The 26,301-nt window shown below is 48.1% G+C and carries 18 protein-coding genes and 1 riboswitch; of the genes, 7 read left to right on the top strand and 11 right to left on the bottom strand.

Annotation, left to right across the window (positions count from 1 at the left end):
- Positions 1-4 precede the first annotated feature (4 nt).
- The 8 genes from ABDZ76_RS13975 to ABDZ76_RS14010 all read right to left on the bottom strand — a co-directional run bounded on the left by ABDZ76_RS13975 (position 5) and on the right by ABDZ76_RS14010 (position 14,161).
- Positions 5-7,987, bottom strand: coding sequence for a hypothetical protein (locus ABDZ76_RS13975; RefSeq protein ID WP_343806567.1), 7,983 nt, complete (start codon positions 7,985-7,987; stop codon positions 5-7).
- Between the two features lie 201 nt (positions 7,988-8,188).
- Positions 8,189-8,824 (bottom strand): response regulator transcription factor, encoded by a 636-nt coding sequence (locus ABDZ76_RS13980; RefSeq protein ID WP_343806569.1) that lies wholly within the window; start codon positions 8,822-8,824, stop codon positions 8,189-8,191.
- A 1-nt stretch (position 8,825) separates the two neighbouring features.
- Entirely contained in the window at positions 8,826-10,208 is a 1,383-nt protein-coding gene (locus ABDZ76_RS13985) for a sensor histidine kinase (RefSeq protein WP_343806571.1), read from the bottom strand.
- Complete coding sequence (locus ABDZ76_RS13990) at positions 10,205-10,726, bottom strand: putative pterin-binding protein (RefSeq protein ID WP_343806573.1); 522 nt, start codon at positions 10,724-10,726, stop codon at positions 10,205-10,207. Before ABDZ76_RS13990 ends, ABDZ76_RS13985 begins: the two co-directional genes overlap by 4 nt.
- A 43-nt stretch (positions 10,727-10,769) precedes the next feature.
- Entirely contained in the window at positions 10,770-11,330 is a 561-nt protein-coding gene (locus tag ABDZ76_RS13995) for a hypothetical protein (protein WP_343806575.1), read from the bottom strand.
- A 223-nt stretch (positions 11,331-11,553) separates the two neighbouring features.
- Positions 11,554-12,060 carry a flavin reductase gene (locus ABDZ76_RS14000; RefSeq protein WP_343806577.1) on the bottom strand — a complete coding sequence of 169 codons (507 nt, stop codon included), beginning with the start codon at positions 12,058-12,060 and terminating at the stop codon, positions 11,554-11,556.
- Positions 12,061-12,121: 61 nt separating this feature from the next.
- Complete coding sequence (locus ABDZ76_RS14005) at positions 12,122-13,150, bottom strand: methionine synthase (protein WP_343806579.1); 1,029 nt, start codon at positions 13,148-13,150, stop codon at positions 12,122-12,124.
- Between the two features lie 27 nt (positions 13,151-13,177).
- On the bottom strand, positions 13,178-14,161 hold the full coding sequence (locus tag ABDZ76_RS14010) for a DUF1852 domain-containing protein (protein WP_343806581.1): 984 nt from the start codon (positions 14,159-14,161) through the stop codon (positions 13,178-13,180).
- A 238-nt stretch (positions 14,162-14,399) separates the two neighbouring features.
- A riboswitch (cobalamin riboswitch) is annotated at positions 14,400-14,591 on the top strand.
- A 102-nt stretch (positions 14,592-14,693) separates the two neighbouring features.
- Here ABDZ76_RS14010 and ABDZ76_RS14015 point away from each other — a divergent pair.
- The gene (locus tag ABDZ76_RS14015) at positions 14,694-15,581 is read left to right on the top strand and encodes a LysR family transcriptional regulator (protein WP_343806583.1); all 888 of its coding nucleotides are present in this window, start codon (positions 14,694-14,696) and stop codon (positions 15,579-15,581) included.
- An 80-nt stretch (positions 15,582-15,661) separates the two neighbouring features.
- Here ABDZ76_RS14015 and ABDZ76_RS14020 read toward each other — a convergent pair whose 3' ends face one another.
- Both ABDZ76_RS14020 and ABDZ76_RS14025 read right to left on the bottom strand, forming a co-directional pair.
- Positions 15,662-17,152, bottom strand: a complete 1,491-nt coding sequence (locus ABDZ76_RS14020) for an AbgT family transporter (protein ID WP_343806585.1) — start codon at positions 17,150-17,152, stop codon at positions 15,662-15,664.
- Between the two features lie 77 nt (positions 17,153-17,229).
- Positions 17,230-18,384 (bottom strand): M20 metallopeptidase family protein, encoded by a 1,155-nt coding sequence (locus ABDZ76_RS14025; RefSeq protein ID WP_343806587.1) that lies wholly within the window; start codon positions 18,382-18,384, stop codon positions 17,230-17,232.
- 142 nt (positions 18,385-18,526) lie between these two features.
- Between ABDZ76_RS14025 and ABDZ76_RS14030 the strand changes: the two genes are divergently transcribed.
- The 5 genes from ABDZ76_RS14030 to ABDZ76_RS14050 all read left to right on the top strand — a co-directional run bounded on the left by ABDZ76_RS14030 (position 18,527) and on the right by ABDZ76_RS14050 (position 24,745).
- Positions 18,527-19,432 carry a LysR family transcriptional regulator gene (locus ABDZ76_RS14030; protein WP_343806589.1) on the top strand — a complete coding sequence of 302 codons (906 nt, stop codon included), beginning with the start codon at positions 18,527-18,529 and terminating at the stop codon, positions 19,430-19,432.
- A 137-nt stretch (positions 19,433-19,569) separates the two neighbouring features.
- On the top strand, positions 19,570-20,070 hold the full coding sequence (locus tag ABDZ76_RS14035; RefSeq protein ID WP_343806591.1) for an RNA polymerase sigma factor: 501 nt from the start codon (positions 19,570-19,572) through the stop codon (positions 20,068-20,070).
- Between the two features lie 126 nt (positions 20,071-20,196).
- Positions 20,197-21,150: a FecR family protein gene (locus ABDZ76_RS14040; protein WP_343806593.1), complete on the top strand. Its 954-nt coding sequence runs from the start codon at positions 20,197-20,199 to the stop codon at positions 21,148-21,150.
- Between the two features lie 186 nt (positions 21,151-21,336).
- Positions 21,337-23,850 carry a TonB-dependent receptor gene (locus tag ABDZ76_RS14045; protein WP_343806595.1) on the top strand — a complete coding sequence of 838 codons (2,514 nt, stop codon included), beginning with the start codon at positions 21,337-21,339 and terminating at the stop codon, positions 23,848-23,850.
- Between the two features lie 256 nt (positions 23,851-24,106).
- The gene (locus tag ABDZ76_RS14050; protein WP_343806597.1) at positions 24,107-24,745 is read left to right on the top strand and encodes a trimeric intracellular cation channel family protein; all 639 of its coding nucleotides are present in this window, start codon (positions 24,107-24,109) and stop codon (positions 24,743-24,745) included.
- Positions 24,746-24,810: 65 nt separating this feature from the next.
- Here the strand turns inward: ABDZ76_RS14050 and ABDZ76_RS14055 are convergent, their stop codons facing one another.
- On the bottom strand, positions 24,811-25,299 hold the full coding sequence (locus tag ABDZ76_RS14055) for a hypothetical protein (protein ID WP_343806599.1): 489 nt from the start codon (positions 25,297-25,299) through the stop codon (positions 24,811-24,813).
- A gap of 483 nt (positions 25,300-25,782) precedes the next feature.
- On the opposite strand from ABDZ76_RS14055, the gene ABDZ76_RS17675 reads away from it, so the two are divergent.
- A complete protein-coding gene (locus tag ABDZ76_RS17675) occupies positions 25,783-26,292 on the top strand; it encodes an IS30 family transposase (protein ID WP_425541767.1) in 510 nt (169 codons plus the stop codon).
- Positions 26,293-26,301 lie beyond the last annotated feature (9 nt).

The raw sequence follows: 26,301 nt of genomic DNA on the forward strand, positions 1-26,301 counted from the left end.
GTCCTTACCAGCGCAGACGCAAACCGCCGGAGCCCGACACATCATGATTGGAGCCGGAGAAGTTGCCTGTGACCTTACCGTATAAGGACAGTCCGGTTTCGATCTGCACATTAAAGCCTGCTTCCACTTGCGCAGAATTACGCGGTTGTGCTGCCCCATGCACGACAAATTCATAGCCAGGTGCAGTTATAAAGCCTGCCTCGACCGAACGCTTATTGGCAAATTCATGCACCCATGCCGCACGCAGATAAGGTGAGAAATGAGCATTATCACCAAGGTCAATGCGCGTATCAACCTGTGCGCCTAAGGAAAGCGGCACAGAATGAATGGTTCTGCTCTTATAATAAAGCGCCAGATCACCACCGGTAATATCCGCGTATTCTGTTGAGCTATTCATATGGAAGCTCGACAATTGCAAGGCAGCAAACGGAGTAACCTGCACACCACCCAGATCCATACGATAACCGGTCTCAAGACGTGCATTAATGCCATAACCGGAGAAGTCGTTTTGCAAACGATCCGAGAAACCCGCATTACCCGCAGTCGGCAAAATAGCCGCCAAGCGATCAGTGCTCGCATTAAACCAATCCACACCGACAAGACCATCAACATAGAAATTATTATGGCGATAAGCGCCATAAATCGCGGTACGCCCGGTTTCGATATCACCTTTAGTCAGGCGATCACTCACTTTGAAATCGGCCTTGCTCATGCCGACAGAGAAACCAAGTAACAGGTCTTTGGTCAGCTCATAATCAAGCCCCGCAGCCATGCCCTTGCTATGGCTTTTCAGGTCGCCTGAACCAACCACATAAGGATCGCCCTTGATGCTGGTATTGCTGCCGAAACCAGAATACCAACCACGCCACAAGCTCTCAACACATAGATTATTTTTGAGCGTGCAGTTACGGCTCGCGTTGGTTTCAGCCTGACGGTAAGGATTGCTCCAAATATTGGTTTGCTGTGAAACCGCACCGATAAAGGCATTGGTGTCGGAGAAATAAGCCTGCTGCGCACCGGCAGTACCTTCACCGTCAATCAGATCATAGGTTCTTTGCAGGCTTGCAATATCGGCCTGTGCAAAGATAGCCGATGCCAATGGACGGAAAGCCGGAGAGGTTTGATCAAACTGAATATCATTGATGGTATTACCAACGGCAATGCCATTTTCCGTCAAGCCTTTAGCCGCATAATCAATATTGGCACCAAGCACGGTTTCGTGTTCGGTATAGCCAAGAGTGAAGGTTGCAACAGCTGTGTTTGGCGCTTCAAGTTTCATACCGTCATCCTGCACGCCACCTTCTGCTCGCACGATCACATAATCATTCTGTCCGCTTTTGGCATGGCCGGTATTGCTGATGCTCACCGGCAAATGGCCACCCAGATTGGCCTGTCCGGTTACATCAAGACGATCTGCCTTGCCGGATGCCGAAGATGTGGATGCAGCAACGCGCATGTTTTGATCTGCTGCGCTACCTGCGGCAAAATCCAGATCAACAAGATAGTTTCCTGTTTCAGTCTGATCAAAATTACCATCAATCACCGTTGTTTCAACCGCGCCGATACCGCCGGAAGTTAAAACACCTGCATTGGTAAAGAGTGAATCTGACTGACCACCAAGGCCGATATATGTACCGGCAACCATCCACGCGTCTTGATTATTGGTAAATCGATTGGAACCAATGCCCATATCGATAATACCAACGACAAGCCCGCTATTGGAAATATCCGTCGTACCGGTTGTACCTTGAATAGCCAAACCATCAACCCAGCCAGCGGCAAATAATTTGCCGTCTGCACCCGGAACATAGCCGAGCTTGTCACCAACAGCGGTGATGGTGCCATGATTGGCAAGGCTGTTTTTTGCGCCATCAATAATGCTCACACCCGCGCCGCCAGCACTACCACCGACAAGCAGACTTTCTGCCTGCACAACAATATCAATATTGCCGTTCGTTTCGCCGGTGCTTTGCGCATAAATAGCCGAAGAACCCTCACCCTTGGCAATCAGATTACCTGAATGGTCGATAGAGACATTTCCCGCCTGACCACCGCCGAAAGTGACAAAATCAAATGTCTCGAACTCAAACGCTGAAGCTTGTGCCACCTGCGGCATGGCACGTGATGCAAAGAGTGTATCCGTTTCCACGACAGAGGCTGCAGTCAATGCATTGGAGCCTGCACCAGCTGTTATCACATCACCGGAATTGGCAATGCTGACATCACCCGCACTTGTCTTACCCAAAGACTTTGCCGCAATGCCGTTTGCATTTTCACCCGCTGTCTCCACATCACCCGTATTATGAACGGTAACCGCACCAGCAACAGCACCTTCTGATAACGCGGTGATTGCATAAGCCGCATTGCCAGATGTAATAATGACACCGCTATTTTCAACGCTGACATCACCGGCATCACCAGCCTTTGCATCTACCGCCATTCCACCCCGTGACTCTGCGGCAATCGCATATGCACGGTTGCCGGATGTAACAATAACACCACTATTGACAACGCTCACCGAGCCTGCATCGCCACCTGTGCCATTTGTTGCTTCAGGAAAGTCATTCAGATTGCCCCTTGAACCCACTCCACCTGTGCCACCAATCGATTGCGCCAGAATACTATGGGAATAATCGCCTTTCGTTATCAATCCGGCATGGTTTTCCACCGACACAGTGCCTGCGTTACCTGCATTGCCACCATTGCCGCCAAGTTTAAGCGCACCAAAGGCAACACCGGCAAGGCTACCATCACCACCGATCGAAAGGGCATTAATCGCTATTGAGCTATGACCTGTTGTATAGATCAGGTTGTCTTTTTCATGCCCCGGCTGACCATTGATCACATGAATATTGCCGCCACGACCACCAGTACCATTCGGCGCATTTGTAAGGTCATTTAAAGCAGAACCGGCAAAGCTCAAGCCACCTCGCACATTACCAGCAATGCCGCCGGAACCGCCAAGTGACAGAGCTGATATGCCTGATGATTGTTTTCCTTCTGTGTAAATACCACCACTATTAACGACAAGAACGTCACCGCCATCACCGCCGGAACCACCCAGACCACCAGCTACTGCTGTGAGCGGTATTAGTGTATTATCTCCGCTTGCAGTCTCAATAACATCCGCGTAGCCGCCATTGCCACCACGCCCACCGGTAGAATGCGCTGTAATACCAGTCGAATAATCGCCAAGGCTCACCAGAATAGCATGATTTTCAACCTTGATATCACCGGCATTACCACCAAGACCGCCGTCTCCGGCAACCGAAGCACCGATTGCAGCTTCAAAGCCTGTGATAACCGGCACGTCAAACTGAAGAACACCGGATGAATTACCGCCTGCGCCGCCTTTTCCACCAGTGGTTTTTGCAACAATCAGACCGGCATTCTCGCCATAAGAGCCCAGCACTGTGGCTCCCGGATTTAATGCATCACCATTGATAACACTGACATTGCCTGAATTGCCGCCGGCACCTGTGCGGCCATACCAGTCAACCTGTGTGTTAATCAAACCATCAGCTGCGCCACCAGCAACAGCAATTAACTTGCTCTTGCTATCTCCGGCTTTGCTGCCTGCTCCACCAACAGATTGCGCCAGAATGGCATTGGAGTCTTTTCCAAAGGTTAAGATTGAACCCTGATTGGCCACGCTTACATCAGCACCATCGCCACCTTTGCCACCACGACCACCAAGGGACACGAAACCTTCACGCGCATACGGCGTGCCAATAGAACCACCGGCACCACCAATGCCACCTTGAGAAAGTGCCGCAATACCGGCAGAATTTTGGCCTTTGGTGATCAGTATCCCATGATTGGCAATATCTACATTACCGGCATTGCCACCAACACCACCATCACCGCCAAGGCTTATGATACCCGACGCATAAGCCGCTTTTGCGCCCTTACCGCCAAGGGATTTTGCTTCAATTGCCGTCGAACTATCGCCTTCAGTGATAATCTTAGCATGGTTGGAAACAGTCACATCCGCGCCGTTACCACCAGCACCGGTACCGCCAAACCATGACAGATTTTCGCGTGCCAACTGATCCAGCGCTCCACCGGCAATACCGACATATTTGCTCTGTCCGACACCGGAAACACCACCCGCGCCACCAACAGATTGAGCCTGAATGCCACGAGATTCATCGCCCGTTGTCCAGATCGAGCCGTGATTATCAACGCTCACATTGGCGGCATTACCGCCCTTGCCACCGCGACCGCCAAAGGTCAAATAGGCTTCCTGTCCACCACCACCGGATGAAGCATCGCCACCTGTGCCGCCCGCTCCACCTGTTGCACGCGCAATGATCGCTGAGGACTGATCACCAAAGGTGGCCAAGGAAGCATGATTGACGACATCCACATCACCTGCATGACCACCGCGTCCGCCATCACCGCCCAGCGCAATCTTGCCAAGACCATTGCCGCCATCGCCTCCTGCACCACCGAGAGTTTCAGCAATCAATGCTGCAGAATGATCGCCTGACGTTTGAATTCTACCCGCCAGCATATCGCCAGCTACACCATTGGTAACAGATACCGCGCCAGCATCACCACCTGTGCTGACATCATCAGCCCAGTTAAAAATCTGATCCAGAATTGCAGATTGTGTTTGCGTATTTTCACCCACAGCGCGGACAAGCTCAGTTAATGCGCCACCTCCAATACCAAGGCTACCATCACCGCTATGGCCACCCTGACCGCCAACGGAACGTGCCAAAATACCGGCGGCATCATCACCATAAGTGAAAATCGCCCCCTGATTGACCAATGTTACATCTGCGCCGTTGCCCCCTGCACCTCCGGTGCCGCCAGCACCGATGATCCGGCTTTCAGCCTCTTTATCAATCAGATTTTTGATCGGGTCGAATGGAATGTCGCCAGCCGAAAACAGCAATTTGCTGTTGCCGCCATTGCCGCCTGCGCCCCCAATGGATTGTGCGTCAATGCCGGTGCTGCCATTGCCTCCCGTGAAAATTTTATTGTGGTTACTGACTACGACTTGCGCACTGTCACCACCCTGACCACCGGCACCGCCCGCAAGCAGCTGATAAGTAATGGCAGAAGGTGCATCATCATTTACATTCGGGATATCAACTTTAAACAAAGCATGGGCGGCATCACCATCGCCACCATTACCACCCTTGCCGCCCAATGAATGAGCCTGCAAACCGGCAGATTTGACATCAGTTGTGTAAATTTCACCACTATTGGTAACATTTACCACGCCACCATCAGCACCATAACCGCCACTTCCGGCAATGCCGACTAATCCGATCCGCGACTGGCCTTCATTGATACCGGCCAGATTGGCTGCACCTGCAACAGCTGTTCCGCCATTGCCACCGGCACCACCCTCTGAAAGGGCGGCAATAGCCCGTGCATCCTGACCACCGGTATAAATATACGCCTGATTATTGACAGTAACTGTACCAGCTTCTGCGCCATTGCCGCCATTACCGGCCACAGCCAAACTCACATTGGTGTTGGAAGACGCATTTTGCGCCCCAATCGTACCGCTTAACGCCTGTTGTGCCGCGCCGCCTTGACCTCCGACAGAGCGTGCAACGAGCGCATCAGATCCGTCACCTTCTGTTTTCAAAAGGCCATGCGTTTCAACATTGACATTACCGGCGGCGCCACCGTCGCCTGCGCCACGCCCCCAGGAACCGGCGCCATTCGTTGCACCAATATGGCCTGCGGCGCCTGCAATATTCAGTGCACTCTGCCCACCTTCACCGCCAAGGCTTTCGGCCAAAATGCCATGAGCATTTTTTCCAGTTGTGATAACTTTGCCCGTAAAATCAACCGATGCGTCACCAGCTGCGCCGCCCTTGCCTCCGGCTCCGCCAACACTGCCAGCAATATTGGCTGCATCCGGTGTAAAGCCGATGCCAGCGCTCAGCGTGTTACCGGCATCGCCACCTTTGCCACCGGCAGAGGCAGATCGGATACCATGCGAACCTTCACCGGTGGTTTGTATCCGACCGTCAAATGTAACACTGCTATCTGCACCCGCACCACCATTGCCGCCGGTGCCACCAATAGCAACTACTGCACCAAAGGATTTTGCATTGATCGCTGCTTCCAGTGCACCACCGCCATTGCCGCCATCACCACCTTGCGACACGGCTTCAATGCCGCTCGCCTGATTGCCTTTTGTAAGAATATGGTCAAAGCTCGTTACATGGACATTGCCTGCATCAGCGCCTGCGCCACCATTACCACCAATAGCAACAGCTGCACTCAGTGTAGTTGGCCCCAACGAACCTGACAAGGCGCCCGCCATGCCGCCATTGCCGCCGCTTCCTCCGACAGATTGTGCGTAAATTCCGCGTGAGCCATCACCCATTGTGCTGAGTGAGTCAACATTCTCAGCCGGACGATTTATATCGGATTGCGAATTGACAACCACATCACCCGCAGCCCCGCCCGCGCCGCCAGAGCCTGCGGATGCAACGAGCTCACTTACCGAAAAATCACTATCGCCACCTTTACCGCCAGCAGACACTGCAATAATTGCATTCGAATTATTGCCCTGCGTGCTGATGGATGACTGGTTATTGACGCTAACGGCTCCGCCATTGCCGCCATGGCCACCCGAGCCGCCCTCCGACGCAAGCAAACCATCCGTATAATTGGCCGATCCGCCCTCACCGCCGGTGGATACTGCAACCACAGCACTGGATAAATCGCCTGTTGTGGTGACTGCACCTAAATTATCAACCTGAATTGCACCTGCATTGCCACCGTTACCACCATTGCCGGATTCAGATTTAACAAGGGCAACCGTGGCAGAGCCACTCGCTCCACCTGCACCACCTGTCGATTCAGCATAAATAGCGTGCCCGCTTGAAACGGTAACGGATCCTTTATTGATGATATTGACACCACCGCCATTGCCGCCATGCCCGCCATCAGCTGTTGTTGTATCAACAGAGCCGCCAGACGTTACATTATTGCCGTTGCCGCCTTTACCGCCAACAGATTTACCCACCAAGCCATTAGATTGAGCACCTTGTGTAGTTACAATCTTGTCATTGGTGATTGTAACCGTTCCGGCATCGCCACCATTACCAGCCACACCATTCGTTGCACTGCCGATAAGGGATTTTGCTTCTGCCGCACCAGCTCCGTTGCCACCCAAAGACAGGCCATGAATTGCATCCGAACCAGACCCGTTGGTTGTAATATTATTGCTATTAATGATTGTGACCGTGCCACCGCTGCCGCCATCACCGCTTAACCCAGCAGTTGCATTAAATATTAAATTATCTGCATCACCAGCTTTGCCACCATGACCACCAGCAGCCTGTGCAAAAATACCAAAGGACTGATTTCCGCTAATCGTTAGCTGAGACTCATTGGTAACAGTAACCTGTCCCGCATTACCGCCATTGCCACCAGCGCCGGATGTAATATTGTCAATTGATGTGCTTTTATCGCCGCCCTTACCGCCTTGTCCGCCATTTGAAAATACAACAATGCCGCTTCCATTATGAACGGTTAAGTTTCCGGTCGTGTTTAGACTGACATTACCGCCATCACCGCCATTACCACCGGCTGCACCATCGCCTTTCATCAAGCGACCCGCAGATCCGCCCTTGCCACCGGCACCACCAGTACTGCCAGCAAGGAATATATTTTGCCCGGCTGCTGAGTACCCGCCGCCGTCGATTGTAAGAGGGCTACCATCGTTACCGCTGCTACCAGCTGTTGCCTCCACCCACTTTGGCAATAATCCCTCTTTTATATATGCATCTTTACCCTTCTTGCCATTCACAGGTGGCAGCAGGTGGGTAGTAGCGCCGCCCTTATTCACCAAATCGCTTAAAACCGGTGAAGGCACTGTATTAATATGTGCTGGAACAGTTTGCGCGAATGATGTCTCAAGCCCTAATGAGACGAGACAAACACCGGCAAGCAGAGTGTGCTTTATTTTCGGAAGAACCACAGAATAAGTTTTCAAATCCGATGACATCGGCACGCCCCCAAAAGTAGACAATAAAATACCTTCCAAACGAACTCATATTCGTTGGTCTACCGTGGTCTATTGAAACTAGAGGGAGGTACAATTCCCTTGAATAAGGGTATATTGAAAAAAGCTAATGTTTCAGCAATACAATCAAGCTCAATAGAAAATGCGTACAAAAACATTAATCGATTGAAATCATTACATTATTTATGGATTTATTATTTTATGTTTCATCGCTTCTTTCACAGCTTCCGCTCTTGAATGAACATCCAGTTTTTTAAAAATATTCTTGAGATAATCGTTGATAGTATGGTCTGAAAGCTGAAGAGCAACTGCGATCTCAGCATTTTTTTTGCCGTCAGCTAATTGTAACAGCACATCCAGCTCGCGCGGTGATAATTTCTTTGTATTCACACCCAGTGACGGGGTCTGACGTTTATTTTCAATTCGCTTGACCAAACGCAGCTTCGCTTCAACCTGTGAAATGAAAACACCCAGATCAATCGGCTTGACCAGATATTCATCAACACCTTCACGATAAGCCTCCAAGATCCGGTGCCGATCCGAGAGTGCCGAGAGAAACAAAAATGGTATTGCGTTTAATTGTTCAGAGCCCGAGCGCACCTGCCGTAAAAATTCCAGCCCGTCCATTTGCGGCATGAGAATGTCTGAAACAATTAAATCGGGCATGCGCTTTTTCAACAAATCCAAGGCAGCCAAACCATTACTGGCTTCAATCACTTCGTGACCGGAGCGCATCAATTCGCGCACCAGTTCTTCACGAATATATTTTTCATCCTCAACGCACATAATCAAAGCGCGATTGGCTGCATCTTTTGTCATTTCAAGCACACTCAATGCCGGTCAACGGCAACCGTAATTCAAATTCAGTAAAACCCTTGCCAGTTGCAAGCAAGGTTAAGTCACCGCCATGCATTTGAGCAATCTGGCGCGAAAAACTCAAGCCCAAGCCGCTGCCTGAAAGATGCGCAACATTGCTGGCACGATAAAACCGGTTAAAAACCATATCTGTTTCATTCTCAGGAATGCCCACTCCAACATCTTTAACCCTGCAAATAAATGTATCATCTTCAAGCAGAACTGTCACATCAACAGGTGTTGAACCAGCTGAATATTTATCGGCATTGGCAAGGAGATTAACCACAATTTGCTCCAGCAGCGTTTTATCGCCATGATATAACACTTGTGAGACCTGCTCTTCAAAATGAACAAAACGTGCCGGATGAATCTCCTGATGATAGGCAATTGACTGGCGCACCATCTCCACCAGATCAAACTCTTCCGCCTTTAATTTCACACCATGACCATGAATCACATCGCCGCTGATTGTGCTTTCAACAATACGCGACAAACGGCTGACGGCCTCACGAATTCTGCCAGCCGCTTCTGTCACTGCTTCACTATTGATGTCTTCAGGATGACGGATAAAACGCTGCGCAATTAAATCAATAATAGCCACCGGCGTTTTAAACTGGTGAGAAACGGTGGTAAGAAAGCCTTTATAAATCTCGTTGGATTTTTGTTCATTTTTCAAAGCAACGCTCAAAGCTTCTGTGCGCTGAGCGACAATCGCTTCCAATTCTTCCTGATAGCGCAGCAATTCATCATTGGCGCGATTGGCAGACTTAATATTCATAATCAGCAAGAATGATAAAAGGCCGCCAACCGTCATCAAACCAAGCACCGCAGACATCGTCAGATAAATTATGTTCAATTGCCGGTCACGATCAGCACCACCGGCATCCCGCTCATGGATCATCGAAAGATTGGCTATACGACCAAAATCACTAAAAACGGGCAAGACTTCGCGGTAAATCGACAGGATTTCTGCCTGTTCCAGGCTATCTTCCGCCTCATAGCGCGCTTCAATCTGCTCCATTGTGGCAACGATATTCTTAAGATATTCCTCAGCGCCAATGCTTTTGAAATAACCCAGCTGTGGTTCACTACTCAAAAGATTGATACGGCTTTTCAAAATATCAAAACGCAGCGTAATCATCTCTTTATCATGACTGTCCAGCAAAAGTGTATCGCTGAAGCGACGGCTTTCGCGGTCGGCCTGATTAACCGCCCAAAGCATATTCTCGCCGACATAGGTTTCCAGACTGCGCTCCACCCGCAAGAGCTGATAAAACGCATAAGTCAGCATCAGACAAAAGCCGAGCATAACAATGCCGGCTACAGTGTAAGCACGGGTGATTTTCATTCAATCAGCAATTCAGATAATTGCCATGCCCAACGATGATCAAAACGGGAGTCTTGTAACTCCGGTTTTTCATCACGCGGATAAACAATCCAAAAAGGACCAAACTCCGTTACAGGCATGGCTGAACCATTCATTTGGTCGGCAACCAGCACATCATAATCATAGGCATCCTGTGCCGGAATTTCGACTTCATAATCATTTAACGCACGGGCTTTTAGCATTGATTGACGAGCAGTTTTCTCATCAATACCGGCAGCTGCAAGCAATGTTTTCAGTGGCACACCAGAAAACTCCTGCACACCTTCTGTCCATGGTGTATGTGTTTTAACTGTTGCTCTTGCCAGCTCTGATGAACTGGCAACGAATTTATAAGCAGCGCCCGACGATGCCCTTACAACCAGCGTTGTAAGCTCAGAGGCTTGCGCAGAGATGTTCAAGTGAGTGGCATTATTTAAGCAAAAACTTGCAAGACCAACGCTTAAAATGACCGAATATATCAACTGATATTTTGGCATCATCACAAACACCTCTTCCCCTATAAAACTGTAGCATATTTAAATCTTAGCGTTTGCCACCATAGCCACGTTGTTTCCATTCCGCCAACGGCATGATGTCGGGCTGCCCGCCGCCTGCCTCATACCAAGAATCGATCGCCCAGCTACGCCCTTGCTTGTCTTTCATGACAGCCGTCCAATGAGGATAGCGCCCATCAATAAAAGAACCGCGCGATGTCCGGCGTGTAGGTGTATGATATTTCATCCAGCCACGCGCATGTAAATAACGTAAAAAATTATCCGTATTGGTCGATTCATCAACGCAGTCCATCTGACCTTTAATTCGTGATTTGCCAAATTGCATTTTGGGTTCATCACGCACACCAATCACAATATTGCTGCGTTCTTCAAAAATTGCGACCGCCATCCGCAATGCTTTACGCTCATCTGCAGCGCTGCGGCCTGCCCTTTGCAACAATGTACGAATACGCTGTTCATCCTTAGCAGTCAGCGTCACTTTGGTGCGATAATAGCAATCATAGCCATGACAGACATTCAATGTTTGTGCCGAAGCCACGCCAACCGGAAACATCAGGCCAATAAAAATACCGGCACTCAATAACTTCATCAAATGGTGGCTTCGCATTCAAATAAAACCTTTAAACTTATCAAAATAAAGCCACTCTTATAGCGAGTGCTGCCTCACTTGAAAAGTAGAGCGCTTATAGTGTTTTCACACTATGCCTACCCATTAGAACGCCGCGCATCTAAAAACACAAAAGCTCCTCTCAGATGAGAAGAGCTTTCAAGCCAAAGCTTGATCAACGTCACGAAGTCAGCTTTAAAATAATTTAGCCATTGAGATAGCGACGCTTGCAATAAAGCAAAGTACCTTCTTCGTCATTCTCGCGGATATTGATAACACGGCCAAAAAGAATACGGTGGGTGGCTTCATCCACCGCATTGCTTAGTTCACATTCAAAGCTCACCGATGCATTAGCCAAAACCGGCACACCGGTAATGCCTTCCTGCCAGTCACCAAGCAAAAACCGATCTTCCATCAAAGTGCCGGTTCCGCCGCCAAACAGGTTAGAAATATCTTCCTGCCCAGGCATCAGCGTATTGACGCAAAAATGGCGCACTTTATCAAAGGCCTGAAAACACGAGCTCGCACGGTTAATACATACCAGCAATGTTGCCGGTGTATCGCTGACACTGCAAACTGCAGAAGCTGTAAAACCATAGCGCTGACCGTTATGGATCGTGCTTGTCACGCTGACAGCCGAGCCAAGCCGTGACATACCATTGCGAAAACTGGCTTTGTCTACGATGTCGAAACGGTGATCCACTATGCCCATATCGGCCTCTCATATATTTTAAACACGAACAGAGCCCAAAAGCCCTGCTCGTGTTTTTTATTTAAGCAGACAGTTCTTTGCGAATGATTTCTGCACCCGCACCTAAGGCGCGTAGCTTGCCTCTTGCCACTTCACGCGACAAAGGTGCCATGCCACAATTGGTGCAAGGATAAAGCTTGTCGGCATCAACAAACTGAAGCGCTTTTCTTAAAGTGTTAGCCACTTCTTCCGGCGTTTCAATTGTATTGCTGGCCACATCAATAGCGCCAACCATCACCTTTTTACCTCGGATCAGCTCAATCAAATCCATCGGCACATGAGAATTATGGCATTCCAGCGAAATCAGATCGATGCTGGATTGTTGCAGCTTCGGAAACGCTTCTTCATATTGTCTCCACTCGGAGCCCAGCGTCTTCTTCCAGTCTGTATTGGCTTTGATACCGTAACCATAGCAAATATGAACTGCTGTTTCACATTGCAGACCTTCAATGGCGCGTTCCAATGTAGCAACGCCCCAATCATTCACCTCGTCAAAGAAAACATTGAATGCCGGTTCGTCAAACTGGATGATGTCAACACCGGCAGCTTCCAGCTCCTTTGCTTCTTCATTGAGGATTTTAGCAAATTCCCAAGCAAGCTTTTCACGGCTTTTATAATGCGCATCGTAAAGCGTATCGATCATGGTCATCGGACCAGGCAATGCCCATTTGATCGGCTGCTTTGTCTGTTGACGCAAAAACTTAGCATCTTCAACAAAAACAGGCTTTTGTCGTGATACAGCGCCAACAACTGTCGGCACACTGGCATCATAACGGTCACGAATTTTTACCGTTTCACGCTTTTCAAAATCCACCCCGTCCAAATGCTCGATGAATGTGGTGACAAAATGCTGACGTGTCTGCTCACCGTCACTGACGATATCAATTCCTGCCTGTCGCTGATCATCCAAAGCCAAACGCAGAGCGTCTTGTTTGCCGGTCACTAATTCTTCGCCTTGCAGTTTCCACGGCGACCAAAGTTTTTCCGGCTCTGCAAGCCATGATGGTTTTGGCAAGCTGCCGGCGGTTGAGGTGGGCAAGAGTGTTTTCATAATAGGCAACCTTGTGATTTTAATTTCTCAATGCGCGTAATTGGCAGACCATTCTTCAAGAATGGCCTTGTATGGTTTAATGAAGTGCTCTTCAGCAAACTTTCCTTGCTTGGTCGCCATCCGGCTGCGCTCTTCACGGTCATAGACGATTTGTGTCAATGAGTAATCCGCATGTTTCAAGCTCGGCTGATAACGAGCGCCTGCCTGCGAATTGGCATTGTAAATTTCAGGGCGATAAATCTTCTGGAAAGTTTCCATCGTGCTGATCGTGCTGATCAGTTCAAGATTAGTGTAATCGGTCAGCAAATCGCCGCTGAAGTAAAAAGCCAAAGGTGCAGCACTGTTCGGCGGCATGAAATAGCGCACCTGCAAGCCCATCTTTTCAAAATACTGATCAGTCGACGAAAACTCGTTTTGGAGATATTCAAAGCCCAAAACCGGATGATAATTGCCTGTGCGATGATATGTTTTGCTGCTTGAAGCGCTTAAGCAAATGATCGGTGCTTTTGTAAAGTTCTCTTTATAGACGCTCGAATTAACAAAGCATTTGAATAGCTTACCATGTAACTCGCCAAAATTTTCCGGCAGGCTAAATGTTGGCTGATCACGATTATATTCAGGCAAAACAATGCTAAAATCATAGTCGCGCACATAAGAAGAAAAATTATTGCCGACAATGCCTTCAATACGTTCACCGCTTGCGCGGTCAACAATATTGGTTTTCAAAATTTCAATCAGCGGAAAAGCATCTTCATTGCTGTCGGCATCAACGCTCATTTCAACCGTAACGATCTCAATTTCCACCGCATAACGATCGCCATTCGGGTTATCCCAATGTGCCAAAGCGTTGAAGCGATTATCAATCATCCGTAATGCATTGCGTAAATTTTCTTGACGATTATTACCTCGCGCCAGATTGGCAAAATTCGTGGTAATACGTGTACTATCCGAAGGATGATAATCTTCATCAAAAGAAATAGTTTTAATTATAAAGTTGAATTTTTTTGTCATCGCGTCCGGCATCCTAATTCCTGAGATAAACCAATTTAATTGCTTGCGTCTTGAGGGTTTTCTCTCTCAGCAATCTTTCCTGCCGCTCAACATCAAGGGCGGCCAACGGGTTATGCCTGAGCCATCCGATGAATAAAAATGATTTGATCTCATCAAAGTATGAGGTGTGCTCATGCTTTGAATGGGGTTCGCTGAAAAGTCTCAGCGCAGAACAACTTGACCCGCATGGTTACATAGGGCATTGCTCATTTGTCGGGGTTCTATGGATGACAAGTCCGGAGCTAAGAGGGAATTCGGTTTTATGCCGAAGCTGCCCCCGCAACTGTAAGCGGCCAGCAAATGCCCATAAATGTCACTGAGTTCATCTCGGGAAGACGGGCAAAAGCGTTTATCCGCGAGCCAGGAGACCTGCCACGACAAATAGAGTTCACGGGCGGGGTGTCCCGGAGTGCCGCTTTTGCGCTCGGGCTTCCGTGCGGATGTTATTGCGTCATTTCACTGCCCTGTCATTTATAAAAGGGCGGCTATCACCATGCTGGACAGGCAACATTTATCGATCCTGCGAGAAGTTGATCGCTTGGGCAGTCTCACTGCCGCAGCAGAGCGGCTCAACGTCACGCAATCCGCACTAAGCCACACAATCCGTAAACTCGAAGAACGTTACGGCGTTGCGATGTGGGAAAAGGATGGCCGCAATCTTCGCCTCACCGAGGCAGGACACTATCTCGTAACGCTTGCCCAACGCGTACTGCCACAGATCGAGAGAGCCGAAGATGTTTTGTCGGATTACCGTTATGGTAAACGCGGTTCGCTTAAAATCGGCATGGAATGTCACCCATGCCATCAATGGCTGATGAGCGTTACAAAACCCTATCTGGTCGAGTGGCCTGATGTTGATCTGGCGCTCACTACTTCATTTACCTCTGGCGGCGTTGCCGCATTAACGAGCTATGAAATTGATATTCTGATCACGCCAGATCCGATTGAGGCGCAAGGCATTCATTATATTCCAGTTTTTGATTACGAGCTTGTATTGGCCGTTCCGGTTAATCATCCGCTTGCGCATGAAAATTATGCCGAGCCTGCTGACCTTTTGGAAGAGACCCTTTTCACCTATCCGGTGCCTCCTGAGCGGCTCGATGTATTTACACAGTTTCTTGTGCCCGCGAATTGCCGTCCGCGGCATCATCGCAGTGTTGAGACAACAGAAATGATGTTGCAACTTGTTGCAGCAGGGCGTGGCGTCAGTGCTATCCCAAGCTGGCTGGTGTGCCAGCAAGCAGAAACATTAGGGGTTCGCCCTGTCAGAATTGGTAATGCCGGCATCCACAAGAGCATTCACCTTGGGCTTAGAAGCGGCGACGAAACCGTCGATTTCATCGCCGGATTTCTTGCAACCTCACGTGAGATAAAAGCATAATTCAAAAATGTACATGTTTTGAAACAAGACGCCCTGCAATCCATATCAAGAATTGCAGGGCGCAATGTATTCATTCAATTTTAGTTCATGAATAGACCAACACCAGGTGCGATTGGCCAGCCCATTGTCATCCAGAAAATAAGGAACAATGTCCACACAATCAGGAAGCCCATTGCGACAGGTATCGTCATTGAGGCCAAAGTTCCAATACCTGCATCTTTCTGGTAGCGCTGCAAATAAGCCAAACAAACGGCAAAATACGGGCTCATCGGCGAAATAATATTGGTGGCAGAATCCGCAATTCTAAATGCTGCCTGCACCAGTGCCGGCTCAAAACCAATCAGCATCAACATCGGCACAAAAATTGGTGCCATCAGCGACCACTGTGCCGAACCGGATGTGATGAACACATTCATCACCGCTGCAAGACCAACAAAAGCCACCAAAAGCGGAGTGCCCCCAAAACCACTGCTATCCAGCAAATGTGAACCACCAATGGCAATCCACTCGCCAAGGTTTGTCCATTTGAACCATGCCAAAAACTGCGAGATCGCAAAGAACAGCACCAATGTCGGCGCCAATTCCTTGACGGATTCACTCATATAGCCAACGGCATCACGTGCTGTTTTAATCTTGCCGGTTGTGGTGCCAAAAATACAGCCGATCACCACGAAATAAATACCAAAGAGCGCAACCGCACTATTAAGCAAAGGTGATGGAACCAATCCGCCTTCTTCATTTCGCAATGGTGAGCTGGCAGGCCAAACGGCCGCAACGACCAGCGCAATCATAATCAGAGTTGCCCAGCCGGCACGCTTCAAGCCTTTTACTTCCAATGCATCCGGTTCTGTCAGTTTCAACTCAACATCGCCGGTATATTTGCCAACCATTGGCTCAACAATGCGCTCAATAATAAACGCACCAACGAAAGACATCAGCAATGCAGAAGCCGCAATGAAATAGTAATTATCAAGCGGAGAAATATAGGCCTGAGCATCAACCGTATGCGCTGCACTCGTTGTAATACCCGACAAAATAATATCAGTCGGTGTAATGAGAATACTCGCATCATAACCCGCACCAACGGCCACATAGCCGGTAACCGCGCCCACCAGCGGATTACGTCCCATTGCCTGAAAGATAATGGCAGAAAGCGGGATAAGGATAATATAAGCGGCATCGGATGCAACATGACTGCACATACCGACAAAGAAGATCATAAATGTGGTCAGATAACGTGGCGCTTTAATAACGCTGACCTGCATAAAAGCAGCAATTAAGCCGGTTTTATCAGCGATGCCAATCGCCAGCATAATCACCAGAATAATGCCTAATGGCGGGAAATTAATAAAGTTTGTCGCAATAGATGTCAGAGCGAAAACTGCACCCTCACCCGAAATCAAGCTTTTAACAGCAACTTCGGCACCGGTTTTTGGATTAACACCGGTGCCGCCAAAACTTGCCAGAATCCATGAGAAAACAGCAACAATCAAACATAGCCATAAAAACAATATGAACGGATGCGGCAGTTTGTTGCCGGCTCGTTCTATCGAGTTAAAAAACTTCTGCATTCGCAATTTCTCCCGAATTAATGCCGCCTTCACTCCAACGAGCGTCCCGCATCATTCTGTTAGAATTATAAATAATGTTATTGGGTAAGCGTTTTATGAGCAATACCAACAAACATGCCGGCTGCCACAGGTAAAATTTCATCGCGGAAATTGTAAAGCGGATGATGCAAATAGGCACTATCCTCACCATTACCGACAAAGAAAAAACTACCCGGACGCTGTTCCAGATAAAATGCAAAATCTTCTGCACCCATGGTCGGCATCTGAGACATTTGACTGGTATTATTCTTGCCAAACAATTCATGTGCCGTTTCAACGACCAATTCCGTTTCCGCAACTGAATTGACCAAAGACGGTATCCGCAATGTCATATTGACCTCGCATTGCGCGCCATGCGCTTCGCAAACATTCGCAATGACTTTACGTAGCTCAGCATCAATAATAGCGGCCGCTTCCGGTGATCCGTCGCGGGTATTAATCACCATACTGGCATCACCCGGAATGATATTCCCGGCACTGCCGCCATTAAACTGGGTAACCGTTACAACGCCTGCATCCAAAGGCGATAAACGACGCGATATGACACTTTGCAGCGACTGAATAATGGCAGAGCCAACAAAAATCGGGTCAATTGCCAGATCCGGCCTTGAAGCATGTCCGCCTTTACCTGAAATTTTAACCTCATAAAGCGTATTGCCGCCCATAGCAGGGCCAGCTTTAGTAATGATATGACCAAGCGCATAACCAGGGCGGTTATGAAAACCGAAAACCTGTTCAACACCTTCCAGTGCGCCATCAGCAATCATTTGAGCCGCACCCTTGCCGACTTCTTCAGCCGGTTGGAAAAGCAGCTTGATTTTCCCGTTAAGCTTCGCGTGATCTTGCGCTAATTGACCAGCTGCCAGCAACAATGTTGCCGTATGACCATCATGGCCACAGGCATGCATTTTACCGTCTATTGTTGAAGCATAAGCTAAGCCGGTTTCTTCTTGAATAGGCAGTGCATCCATATCGGCCCGCAAACCAATCGTCGTACCAGCTCTGCCGGTATCAAGAGTTGCAACAATTCCTGTACCCGCAACATTGCGGCGCAATTCATAGCCATAACGCTGCAAAGTTTCAGCCACCAGATCAGATGTGGCAAATTCTTCGAATTTCAGTTCAGGAAAACTATGCAATTGACGCCGGATGGCTGTCGCCTCCTCAATTGCCTCTTTGCTAAAAATAGTCATTGAAACATCAACTCCCCGCCTCGGTTCCCGTGCCGCTAAACCTTTAATGGTAAAAAATTCCGGCAGTCATACCAACGGAATATTGTTGCAACAATTTCATAATTGCGTAAGCATCGTTGCAAAAAAGGCAAAGGTGAATGAAATGCAACATTTAGCGCTTAAATACTTTCAAGAAGTTGCGCGAACGGGCTCTGTTACGGAAGCTTCATTACAGCTGAATGTATCCGCATCTGCCATCAGCCGCCAAATTACCAAACTTGAACAAGATTTAAATGTTGCCTTATTCGAGCGCCGCCCTCGCGGGATGGTTTTAAGTCAGGCAGGCGAATTGCTGGCACAACATGTCACCCGTTTAGCGCTAGACACCGAGCGCGCTCTTTCTGATGTCAAAGAAATGCATCAGATACAGCGTGGCGTCGTCAAAATTGCCACCTATGAAGGTTTTTCAATTCTGGTACTGGCTGATATTATTGCACAATTTCAGCAACAATATCCATCCGTCGAAATTCAGGTTTGGGTCGGAAATTCCATTGATATTTGTCAGCGCATAAGCAACGGTCAGTCGGATATCGGCATTGTTTATAGCTATGCTGTACCATCCCATCTGCAAGTGGAGCACATGACAAAGCGGCCGATATTTGTTCTTGTCCCCCCTGATCATCCGCTTAGCGAGCGCGAAGAAATAACCCTGACAGAAGCCGTGCAATATCCTTTTGCACTACCCGATCACGACCGCACACAGCGCCACTTGATCAATACGGCACTGGCAAGCACGGGATTGGCAATTGATCCGGTATTTTCTTCCAATTCAATGGCAACATTGCTGATTTATGCGCAAAAAGCGGGCTGTTTGCTGTTTTCAAGCGCCGATATTCAAGAAACAAACGGCTTTTTGAGCAATGCAAAATCCGTGAAAATCGACAATGCTATTTTGCAATCAAGCGTCGCACAGGTCATTACGATGAAAAATCGGCAGCTTCCAACATCAGTTCAAGCCTTTTTAAGTTTCTTAACAGAGAGAATGCCGGCTTTTTCAGAGACGCCTTGAGACAAGCATTATAAAAGATGTCATAGCGACAGCTTGTAGTTCCACAAAAATATGAGTAATGAAGTCATATTAACACATCATTACCACACATCACACCGCGTAATTTGTTAGAAACTGCGCCATAAGCGAAAAATGTCATGAATTGGGATATCCAAGATCTGTTCAGAAGGCATGCAACGGATATTGCCCGTTTTCTGCGACAGCGCGGACACGATCCCGAAACCGTGAAAGATATCACTCAAGATACTTTCATGCGTATTCATAACACTGAAAAACGCACTGATATCAATAATATACGCTCTTATTTGTTCCGCATCGCTGATAATCTTGCCAAAGATTATTTTCGTGCTGCAAAGGCACAAAACCGGTATTTAAGCCCCTCCGAAACATTTGATGCCATTGACGAAAGCCCTGATCAGGAGCGTGTGACGGATTATCGCCAACGCCTGCAAATGCTTGAAAATGCAGTTGCAACTTTGCCGCCTCGGCAAAAGGAAGTTTTTCTGCTGCACAAATTCGATGGCCTCAGCCATGTCGAAATTGCTCAAAAACTAGGCATCACGCGCAGCGCAGTAGAAAAACTGATCATGAAGGCGCTTGCGCATTGCCGTGATCATTTGGGCGAGCATCTGGAATGACAATGATTACTTTTCTCTGCAATAAGGCTGAGGTATGGGGCTGTCTGAAACGTCTTAACTATAAGCCCTGCATATCAGACAGAATTACGGCACTAGTTACGGTTAAGAAAATAGTCGGCGGTCACGATGGTAAATATTAAAGACGACAAAGCTCAAACCTCCCGCAGCGAGGCATTGGCATGGTTCGTTACCATCAATTCCGGCAATGCAACTGATGCTGAACGGAATGCCCATGCAGTTTGGCTGACAGCTAATCCTGAAAACGCAGCAGAATATAATGCGCTGGGCTCCATATGGAGCGACCTTGATGCCATTGCCGATCCACGGCAAAAGAAGATCATCGAGTTGCCAGTTCCGCAAAAAACCACCTCACGGCGTGCCTTTTTATGGGCAAGCGGCGCATTAGCTGCCAGCGTAGCTGCCACTATCATCATCCAGCCGGACTTTCTCACCAGCGATTATGCAACAACCACCGGTGAGATGCGTAGTATCACCTTGGCAGATGGCAGCCATGTCGATCTTGATGCCTATACAGCAATCGCCGTTGATTATAGCGCCAACACACGTCTGATCAGGCTCTTGCATGGCCGCGCTTTTTTCGATGTTGCCAAAGATAGCAGCCGCCCATTTACCGTGCAGGCAGCAGGTGGCAGTGTAACCGCATTAGGTACCCGTTTTGTTGTGCATCAATGGGCTGATGAAGTGACAGTCTCAGTTGAGGAAAGTGCTGTTTCCATCATTGCACCCGATCAGACCACACGCGTTGTGCAAGCTTCGCAAGCAACAAGTTTTAACGCTGACGGCTTTGGTAGCTTGGATAGTGTGGATGCCAATATTGAAGCCGCTTGGAAAAGAGGCAAACTGATTTTTGAAGATCGCCCGCTGCGACAAGTGCTGGCGGATATAAACCGTTACCGCCCTGGCACCATTCGTGCAACCAATGCAAAACTGCTTGATATGCGTGTCAGTGGTATTTTCGACATCCAAAACCCTGACGGCGTGCTGGATGTCATCCGCAACACTTTGCCAGTGCGCGTGACAGAGCTTACCCGCTATCTGGTATTTTTAAGCCCTGCGTGAGCGCAAAAGCCTTACCTAAAAGATCAGAAAATAAATATGATATTTATTTTCAACTTTTATGGTGAGGGAGTCGACTGCAGGACTCGTCTTGTTCGTGAAGGGCATTGTTAAGCCGCTAAGTACGATCAGGACGGAGTATCATCAAAAGCCATGCATATGGAATTTTCAAGCAATTTATCCAAGCGGATGAAAACAGGAAAACTGTTGCTGGCTCTGCTGGCCACAACCGCAATTCAGATCAGCCCATCCTTTGTGCAAGCCAGCCATGCCCAGCAGGCAAACATCACTTATGCCATTCCGGCCGGATCGCTGGGCGCTGTCATTTCCAGTTTTGGCGATAGTTCAAACCTGCAAATCCTTTATCCTGCTGACCTCGTTCGCGGCAAACGCTCGGCCGGTCTGCATGGCAGTATGAGCAAACAAGAAGCTTTGTCACGCCTACTCGCCGGCACGGGCTTAAGCTACAATTTCACCAGTGCAAATACGGTAACAATTACCGACCGCGTTGCCGCGGCGACCAGCAATGTGAGCAGTGCAGATGGCTCCATCATGCTGGAAACCATCACTGTCAGCGGCGCATTAAACAATGCCGACAAACCTTATCAAACATCCGGCTCCTCTTCTTATATCAGCGCCGAGCAAATTCAGATTGTACCGCCTTCTTCAACCGGCGATATTTTGCGCAATGCACCGGGTGTATTTTCTTCAGGCAACCGTACCGGTCAGGCACTTGATGTTAATATACGCGGGCTGCAAGGAATGAACCGCATTGCCACTTTGGTGGACGGTGCACAGCAGAGCTCATCCGCCTATCGTGGTTATAAAGGCATGAGCAGCCGCACCTTTGTTGACCCTGAATTTATTGGTGGTATCGACATTCAAAAAGGGCCGCCATCAGGCGCACAAGGCAGCGGCTCGATGGGTGGTGTGGTCAATATGCGGACGCTTAACGCTGATGACATCATTATGGACGGTAAGTCTTATGGTGTTAAAATCAAAGGTGGCTTTTCCGGCAACAGCGCCAAGCCACGTGAATATTTTTCTCCGCCTGAGACAGAAGCACCTCGTTTTGGCGGCAATGACTGGCTGAACGGCAACAGCAATATCGGCAGTATTGCACTTGCCACCAAGCAGGATAATTATGAGCTTGTCGGTGCTTTTGCCTATCGCCGCAACGGCAATTATTTTGCCGGTAAACATGGCGAGCGTGAGGTCAAACGCTATTCCTTCGGCGGAAAATATAATTGGGGCCCGATGTCTGCCTATAGGCCCGGCAGCGAAATTTTTAATACATCCCAAGACACCAAATCTTTATTGCTGAAGGGCAAATTTAACTTCGATCACGACCAGACAGTCGAGCTCGGTTATATCCGCTACGACAGCAAATATGGTGAAGAATACGGGGATATGAATAATCCGGTCGCCATTGGTGGCTGGCCACCTTATCAAGCCAATTTAAGCCGCACCAAATCCGACATGTATACGGCAAAATATACATGGAACCCTGAAGAAAATGACCTGATTAATTTCCAGACCAATGTCTGGCATACACGGCTTAATGATAATTGGGCAGCGATTGAAATTCTGACCGGTGTGCCGGGGGATACCAAAACGGACACAACCGGTGTGGAAGTCACCAACGCATCCCATATCGACAGCGACTTCGGCCTTTTTGACCTTAATTATGGCGCAACTTACTCTCACGAAAAGACAGTGCAAAATCCGGGCACCAATATCGGGATGGAGGGAAGCCGCGCCGTTGGTGCCGTTTTCGCCAATGCCGATTATAAGCCGGTTGACTGGCTGACATTAAGTGCGGGCTTGCGTTACCAAGCCTATGAGACACGCGACAACAGTGAAAATTCCACTATTAAAGGGTTAGACGGCTCACGGCTGACACCAAGGCTTGGCGTCACTGTCGAACCACTCGACGGCTTCCAAATCTTTGGTAACTATGCCCAAGGCTGGCGCCCGCCGAGCATCCGCGAAACGCTTTTCAATATGCCGGGCTTGATTGAACCGAACCCGCTTTTAAAGCCTGAGCGCTCCAAAAACTATGAAATAGGCATCAATTATCTGAATGATAATCTGCTGCTGGATGATGACAAATTACGTCTGAAATTGTCCTATTTTGATAATAGCTATGATGACTATATTGTCAGAACTTATGGCAACCGTGCCGGTCTGCCTTATCCGTATCGCGTCTATGCCAATATTGACGGCGCAAAGTTTAAAGGCTTTGAAATTTCAGCTTCTTATGATGCGGGCATGTTCTTTGCGGACGCCAATTTCAACCGCTATACCAATGTGAAATATTGCTATGCGGCCAAGGCTGGTCAAAATGCTGAATGCAATGATGGCACTCCGCCGGATGACTATCAGGCCATTTATGTGCCCCCCGTCTATAGCGGGTCGCTGACCATCGGCGCTCGTTTCCTTGAAGAAACACTCACGGTTGGCGGCCGCGTCAATTTTGTCGGCGACCGAGCGCTAAAACGCAGTGGTGTCGGCATGGTGGAAAGCGAGTGGCGCTCCTATCAGGTCTATGACACCTTCGCTTCTTATAAATTGAATGAAAACTTCTCATTCAATGCAAGTATCGAGAATGTTTTTGACCTTTATTATCTTGATGCGATGAGCGAGGCTTTGACCCCATCACCGGGGCGCACATTCCGCATCAGTGCGACAGCCCGCTTCTGACCTTTTACAGCCCATCAGGCGACAGAGCTCGCCTGATGGGCTTCTTATTTTTAAATACGTACTAGTCACTATAAATGAACTTGCATCACATTGTTTTTAAGCGAGTGAAAAAATCGCTCTGCCTCATAAAAATGAGCACTATCACCACAGAAATGGTGATAATTGTCCGCTTCGATTATGCGTCATCCCGAATTCATAATTAAAATGGCTATTGAATGAATAGCTTTAATACCGCTGAAATTTAAAATACCGAAATATGATTGACTATATAAACAACAATATTATTCACATCCTATATGTAATTGCCATTATAGCCGAAGCAATGACCGCTGCACTCGCAGCAGGCAGACGACAAATGGACTGGATTGGTGTATTTATACTTGGATGCATTACAGCTCTAGGCGGCGGCTCTGTACGAGATGTTTTACTTAATCACCATCCAATTACCTGGGTCGCAAATCCCGTTTATTTAATGATTACCGGTTGCGCTGCTTTGCTGACCATTCCGATCGCTCGTTGCATGCGTCATTTACGCAAGCTATTTTTATTTCTTGATGCAATCGGCCTAGTCGTCTTCACTGTTATCGGCTGTAAAATTGCCATTACCATGGGCTTGCCAACCATCATTGTTATTGTAGCAGGCGTAATAACAGGCTGCGTTGGTGGCGTTTTAAGGGATATTCTTTGCAACGATATTCCATTGCTTTTGCGCTCGGAATTATATGCAACCGTATCAGTGGTTACAGGCAGCCTGTATTTATTGGCTACGCATATAAACATATCCGTAGAAATAGCCGCGATTTTTGCAATGCTCGTTGGGTTGACTTTACGTTTACTCGCAATCAAGTTCAAATTAGGCATGCCCAAATTCGTATATAATGAAGACTATCATTAATCTCCCTATCCATGCGGATTCTCTTTGATCCCACATGGATGAGTGCAAAATGAAGCCGTTTGAATTTAGCCCTTTGGCCGCTCACCATTGACTAAACGCTGTTCAATATCATTAAGTACCGGCAGTAAATCTGCAACCGTATCAATAATATAATCCGGCCTATGTCGCCCTAAAACATCAGAAGCACGTGCGCGCAATTTTTGCACCTCCTCATCCGACATAGCTGCCAATTGCTCAGGCGTAACACCTGCCTCATTGCCGCTCAGCGTAACAGCCACTGTCCAGCATCCGGCCTCACGCCCTTCATCAATGCCAACGCCGATATTTTCAACTTTTACCACCGCATGAGCAGGCCAAACCTGAAGATCTAAAAAGCATTGATACATATTCATCGGTGTCAGGCGGCCATATGGCAAATCACCGTGGACTTGCTTCGTAAAAGTGGAGAGATTTTCTTGAGCAGAAAGGAAACTTACATGACGAAGCGAGCAGACTTTACGAAGGAATTTGAACGAGAAGCAATTCCACTTGCTGAGACAAGCGGTCGAACCCATAAGGAGGTCGCAGAAAATCTCGGCATAGGTCTTTTGACACGAACACGCTGGTTTTCCCGCAATCGTGACCCTGGCATGAATGACCCTTGCCAGCGCAAGTCCGAAGAAAGATATGTCGGTTGAGCTTAAACGCCTTCGCCGTGAAAACGAGTTGCTGCCTCAGGAGCGAGATTTATTAAAAAGGCTGCTGTAGATTCAACCTGTCAACGCAACATAAACTTCCAATAGTTGCTTTCACAGGTGTTCAGCGATGAAGAGAAAATTCACACAGTCAGAAAAAGAAACATGCTGGTCTTTATGGAGGAAGGACTTGAATTCAGCGACATTGGTCGCGTGTTGAGTACTAAGCCTGGTTCTATATTTACGTTTCTTCGAGAGCATAGCGAGGTCACATTACCAAGACCTTAAAAGAGCCAAATAAGTCTAGCTGCGAATATTGCTATCAGACAAATAGCATGCTCGCTGCGTCGTTCTCCATCGACGATTTCATGGGATATAAATAAAAATGGAGGCATAGGAAAATACAGAGCGATTGTAGCTGAAGCTGCTGCATGGAAACGGGCTAAAAGGCCGAAACCAGCAAAACTAGCTATCAATATTCCATTAAAATCTCTTGTCATTGAAAAACTTCAATTAAAATGGTCGCCAGAGCAAATATCAGGGTGGCTCAAAATTGAATTTCCATTTCTCAAAAACATGCAGATCTCCCCAGAGACAATATATAAAAGTCTTTATATTCGCTCACGCGAATTGCTTGATATCGCCTTGATGAACAGCCTCCGTAGGGCACATAAAATACGACAGAGTAAGCGTCACTCTCGACGAGATGATCGAGGCTCAATCAGTATTGTGAACGGGATATTCTTACATAAAAGGCCATCAGAGATAGATGAGCGTTCAATATCAGGTCATTGGGACAGTGACTTGATCAGTGGTTCTGGAAATACGCATAGTGACACGAGCAATCTCTTGCTTCAAGCGCCTGATCTCTGACAATTGATC

The sequence above is a fragment of the Paenochrobactrum glaciei genome (genome assembly GCF_039522165.1).
In the GTDB taxonomy this organism is placed as follows: Bacteria; Pseudomonadota; Alphaproteobacteria; order Rhizobiales; family Rhizobiaceae; genus Paenochrobactrum; species Paenochrobactrum glaciei.

Excerpts from the sequence above, each read along its gene's own strand:
- ABDZ76_RS13975 (WP_343806567.1), bottom strand. The coding sequence starts at position 7,987 with ATGTCATCGGATTTGAAAACTTATTCTGTGGTTCTTCCGAAAATAAAG.
- ABDZ76_RS13980 (WP_343806569.1), bottom strand. The coding sequence starts at position 8,824 with ATGACAAAAGATGCAGCCAATCGCGCTTTGATTATGTGCGTTGAGGAT.
- ABDZ76_RS13985 (WP_343806571.1), bottom strand. The coding sequence starts at position 10,208 with ATGAAAATCACCCGTGCTTACACTGTAGCCGGCATTGTTATGCTCGGC.
- ABDZ76_RS13990 (WP_343806573.1), bottom strand. The coding sequence starts at position 10,726 with ATGATGCCAAAATATCAGTTGATATATTCGGTCATTTTAAGCGTTGGT.
- ABDZ76_RS13995 (WP_343806575.1), bottom strand. The coding sequence starts at position 11,330 with ATGAAGTTATTGAGTGCCGGTATTTTTATTGGCCTGATGTTTCCGGTT.
- ABDZ76_RS14000 (WP_343806577.1), bottom strand. The coding sequence starts at position 12,060 with ATGGGCATAGTGGATCACCGTTTCGACATCGTAGACAAAGCCAGTTTT.
- ABDZ76_RS14005 (WP_343806579.1), bottom strand. The coding sequence starts at position 13,150 with ATGAAAACACTCTTGCCCACCTCAACCGCCGGCAGCTTGCCAAAACCA.
- ABDZ76_RS14010 (WP_343806581.1), bottom strand. The coding sequence starts at position 14,161 with ATGACAAAAAAATTCAACTTTATAATTAAAACTATTTCTTTTGATGAA.
- ABDZ76_RS14015 (WP_343806583.1), top strand. The coding sequence starts at position 14,694 with ATGCTGGACAGGCAACATTTATCGATCCTGCGAGAAGTTGATCGCTTG.
- ABDZ76_RS14020 (WP_343806585.1), bottom strand. The coding sequence starts at position 17,152 with ATGCAGAAGTTTTTTAACTCGATAGAACGAGCCGGCAACAAACTGCCG.
- ABDZ76_RS14025 (WP_343806587.1), bottom strand. The coding sequence starts at position 18,384 with ATGACTATTTTTAGCAAAGAGGCAATTGAGGAGGCGACAGCCATCCGG.
- ABDZ76_RS14030 (WP_343806589.1), top strand. The coding sequence starts at position 18,527 with ATGCAACATTTAGCGCTTAAATACTTTCAAGAAGTTGCGCGAACGGGC.
- ABDZ76_RS14035 (WP_343806591.1), top strand. The coding sequence starts at position 19,570 with ATGAATTGGGATATCCAAGATCTGTTCAGAAGGCATGCAACGGATATT.
- ABDZ76_RS14040 (WP_343806593.1), top strand. The coding sequence starts at position 20,197 with ATGGTAAATATTAAAGACGACAAAGCTCAAACCTCCCGCAGCGAGGCA.
- ABDZ76_RS14045 (WP_343806595.1), top strand. The coding sequence starts at position 21,337 with ATGAAAACAGGAAAACTGTTGCTGGCTCTGCTGGCCACAACCGCAATT.
- ABDZ76_RS14050 (WP_343806597.1), top strand. The coding sequence starts at position 24,107 with ATGATTGACTATATAAACAACAATATTATTCACATCCTATATGTAATT.
- ABDZ76_RS14055 (WP_343806599.1), bottom strand. The coding sequence starts at position 25,299 with ATGGGTTCGACCGCTTGTCTCAGCAAGTGGAATTGCTTCTCGTTCAAA.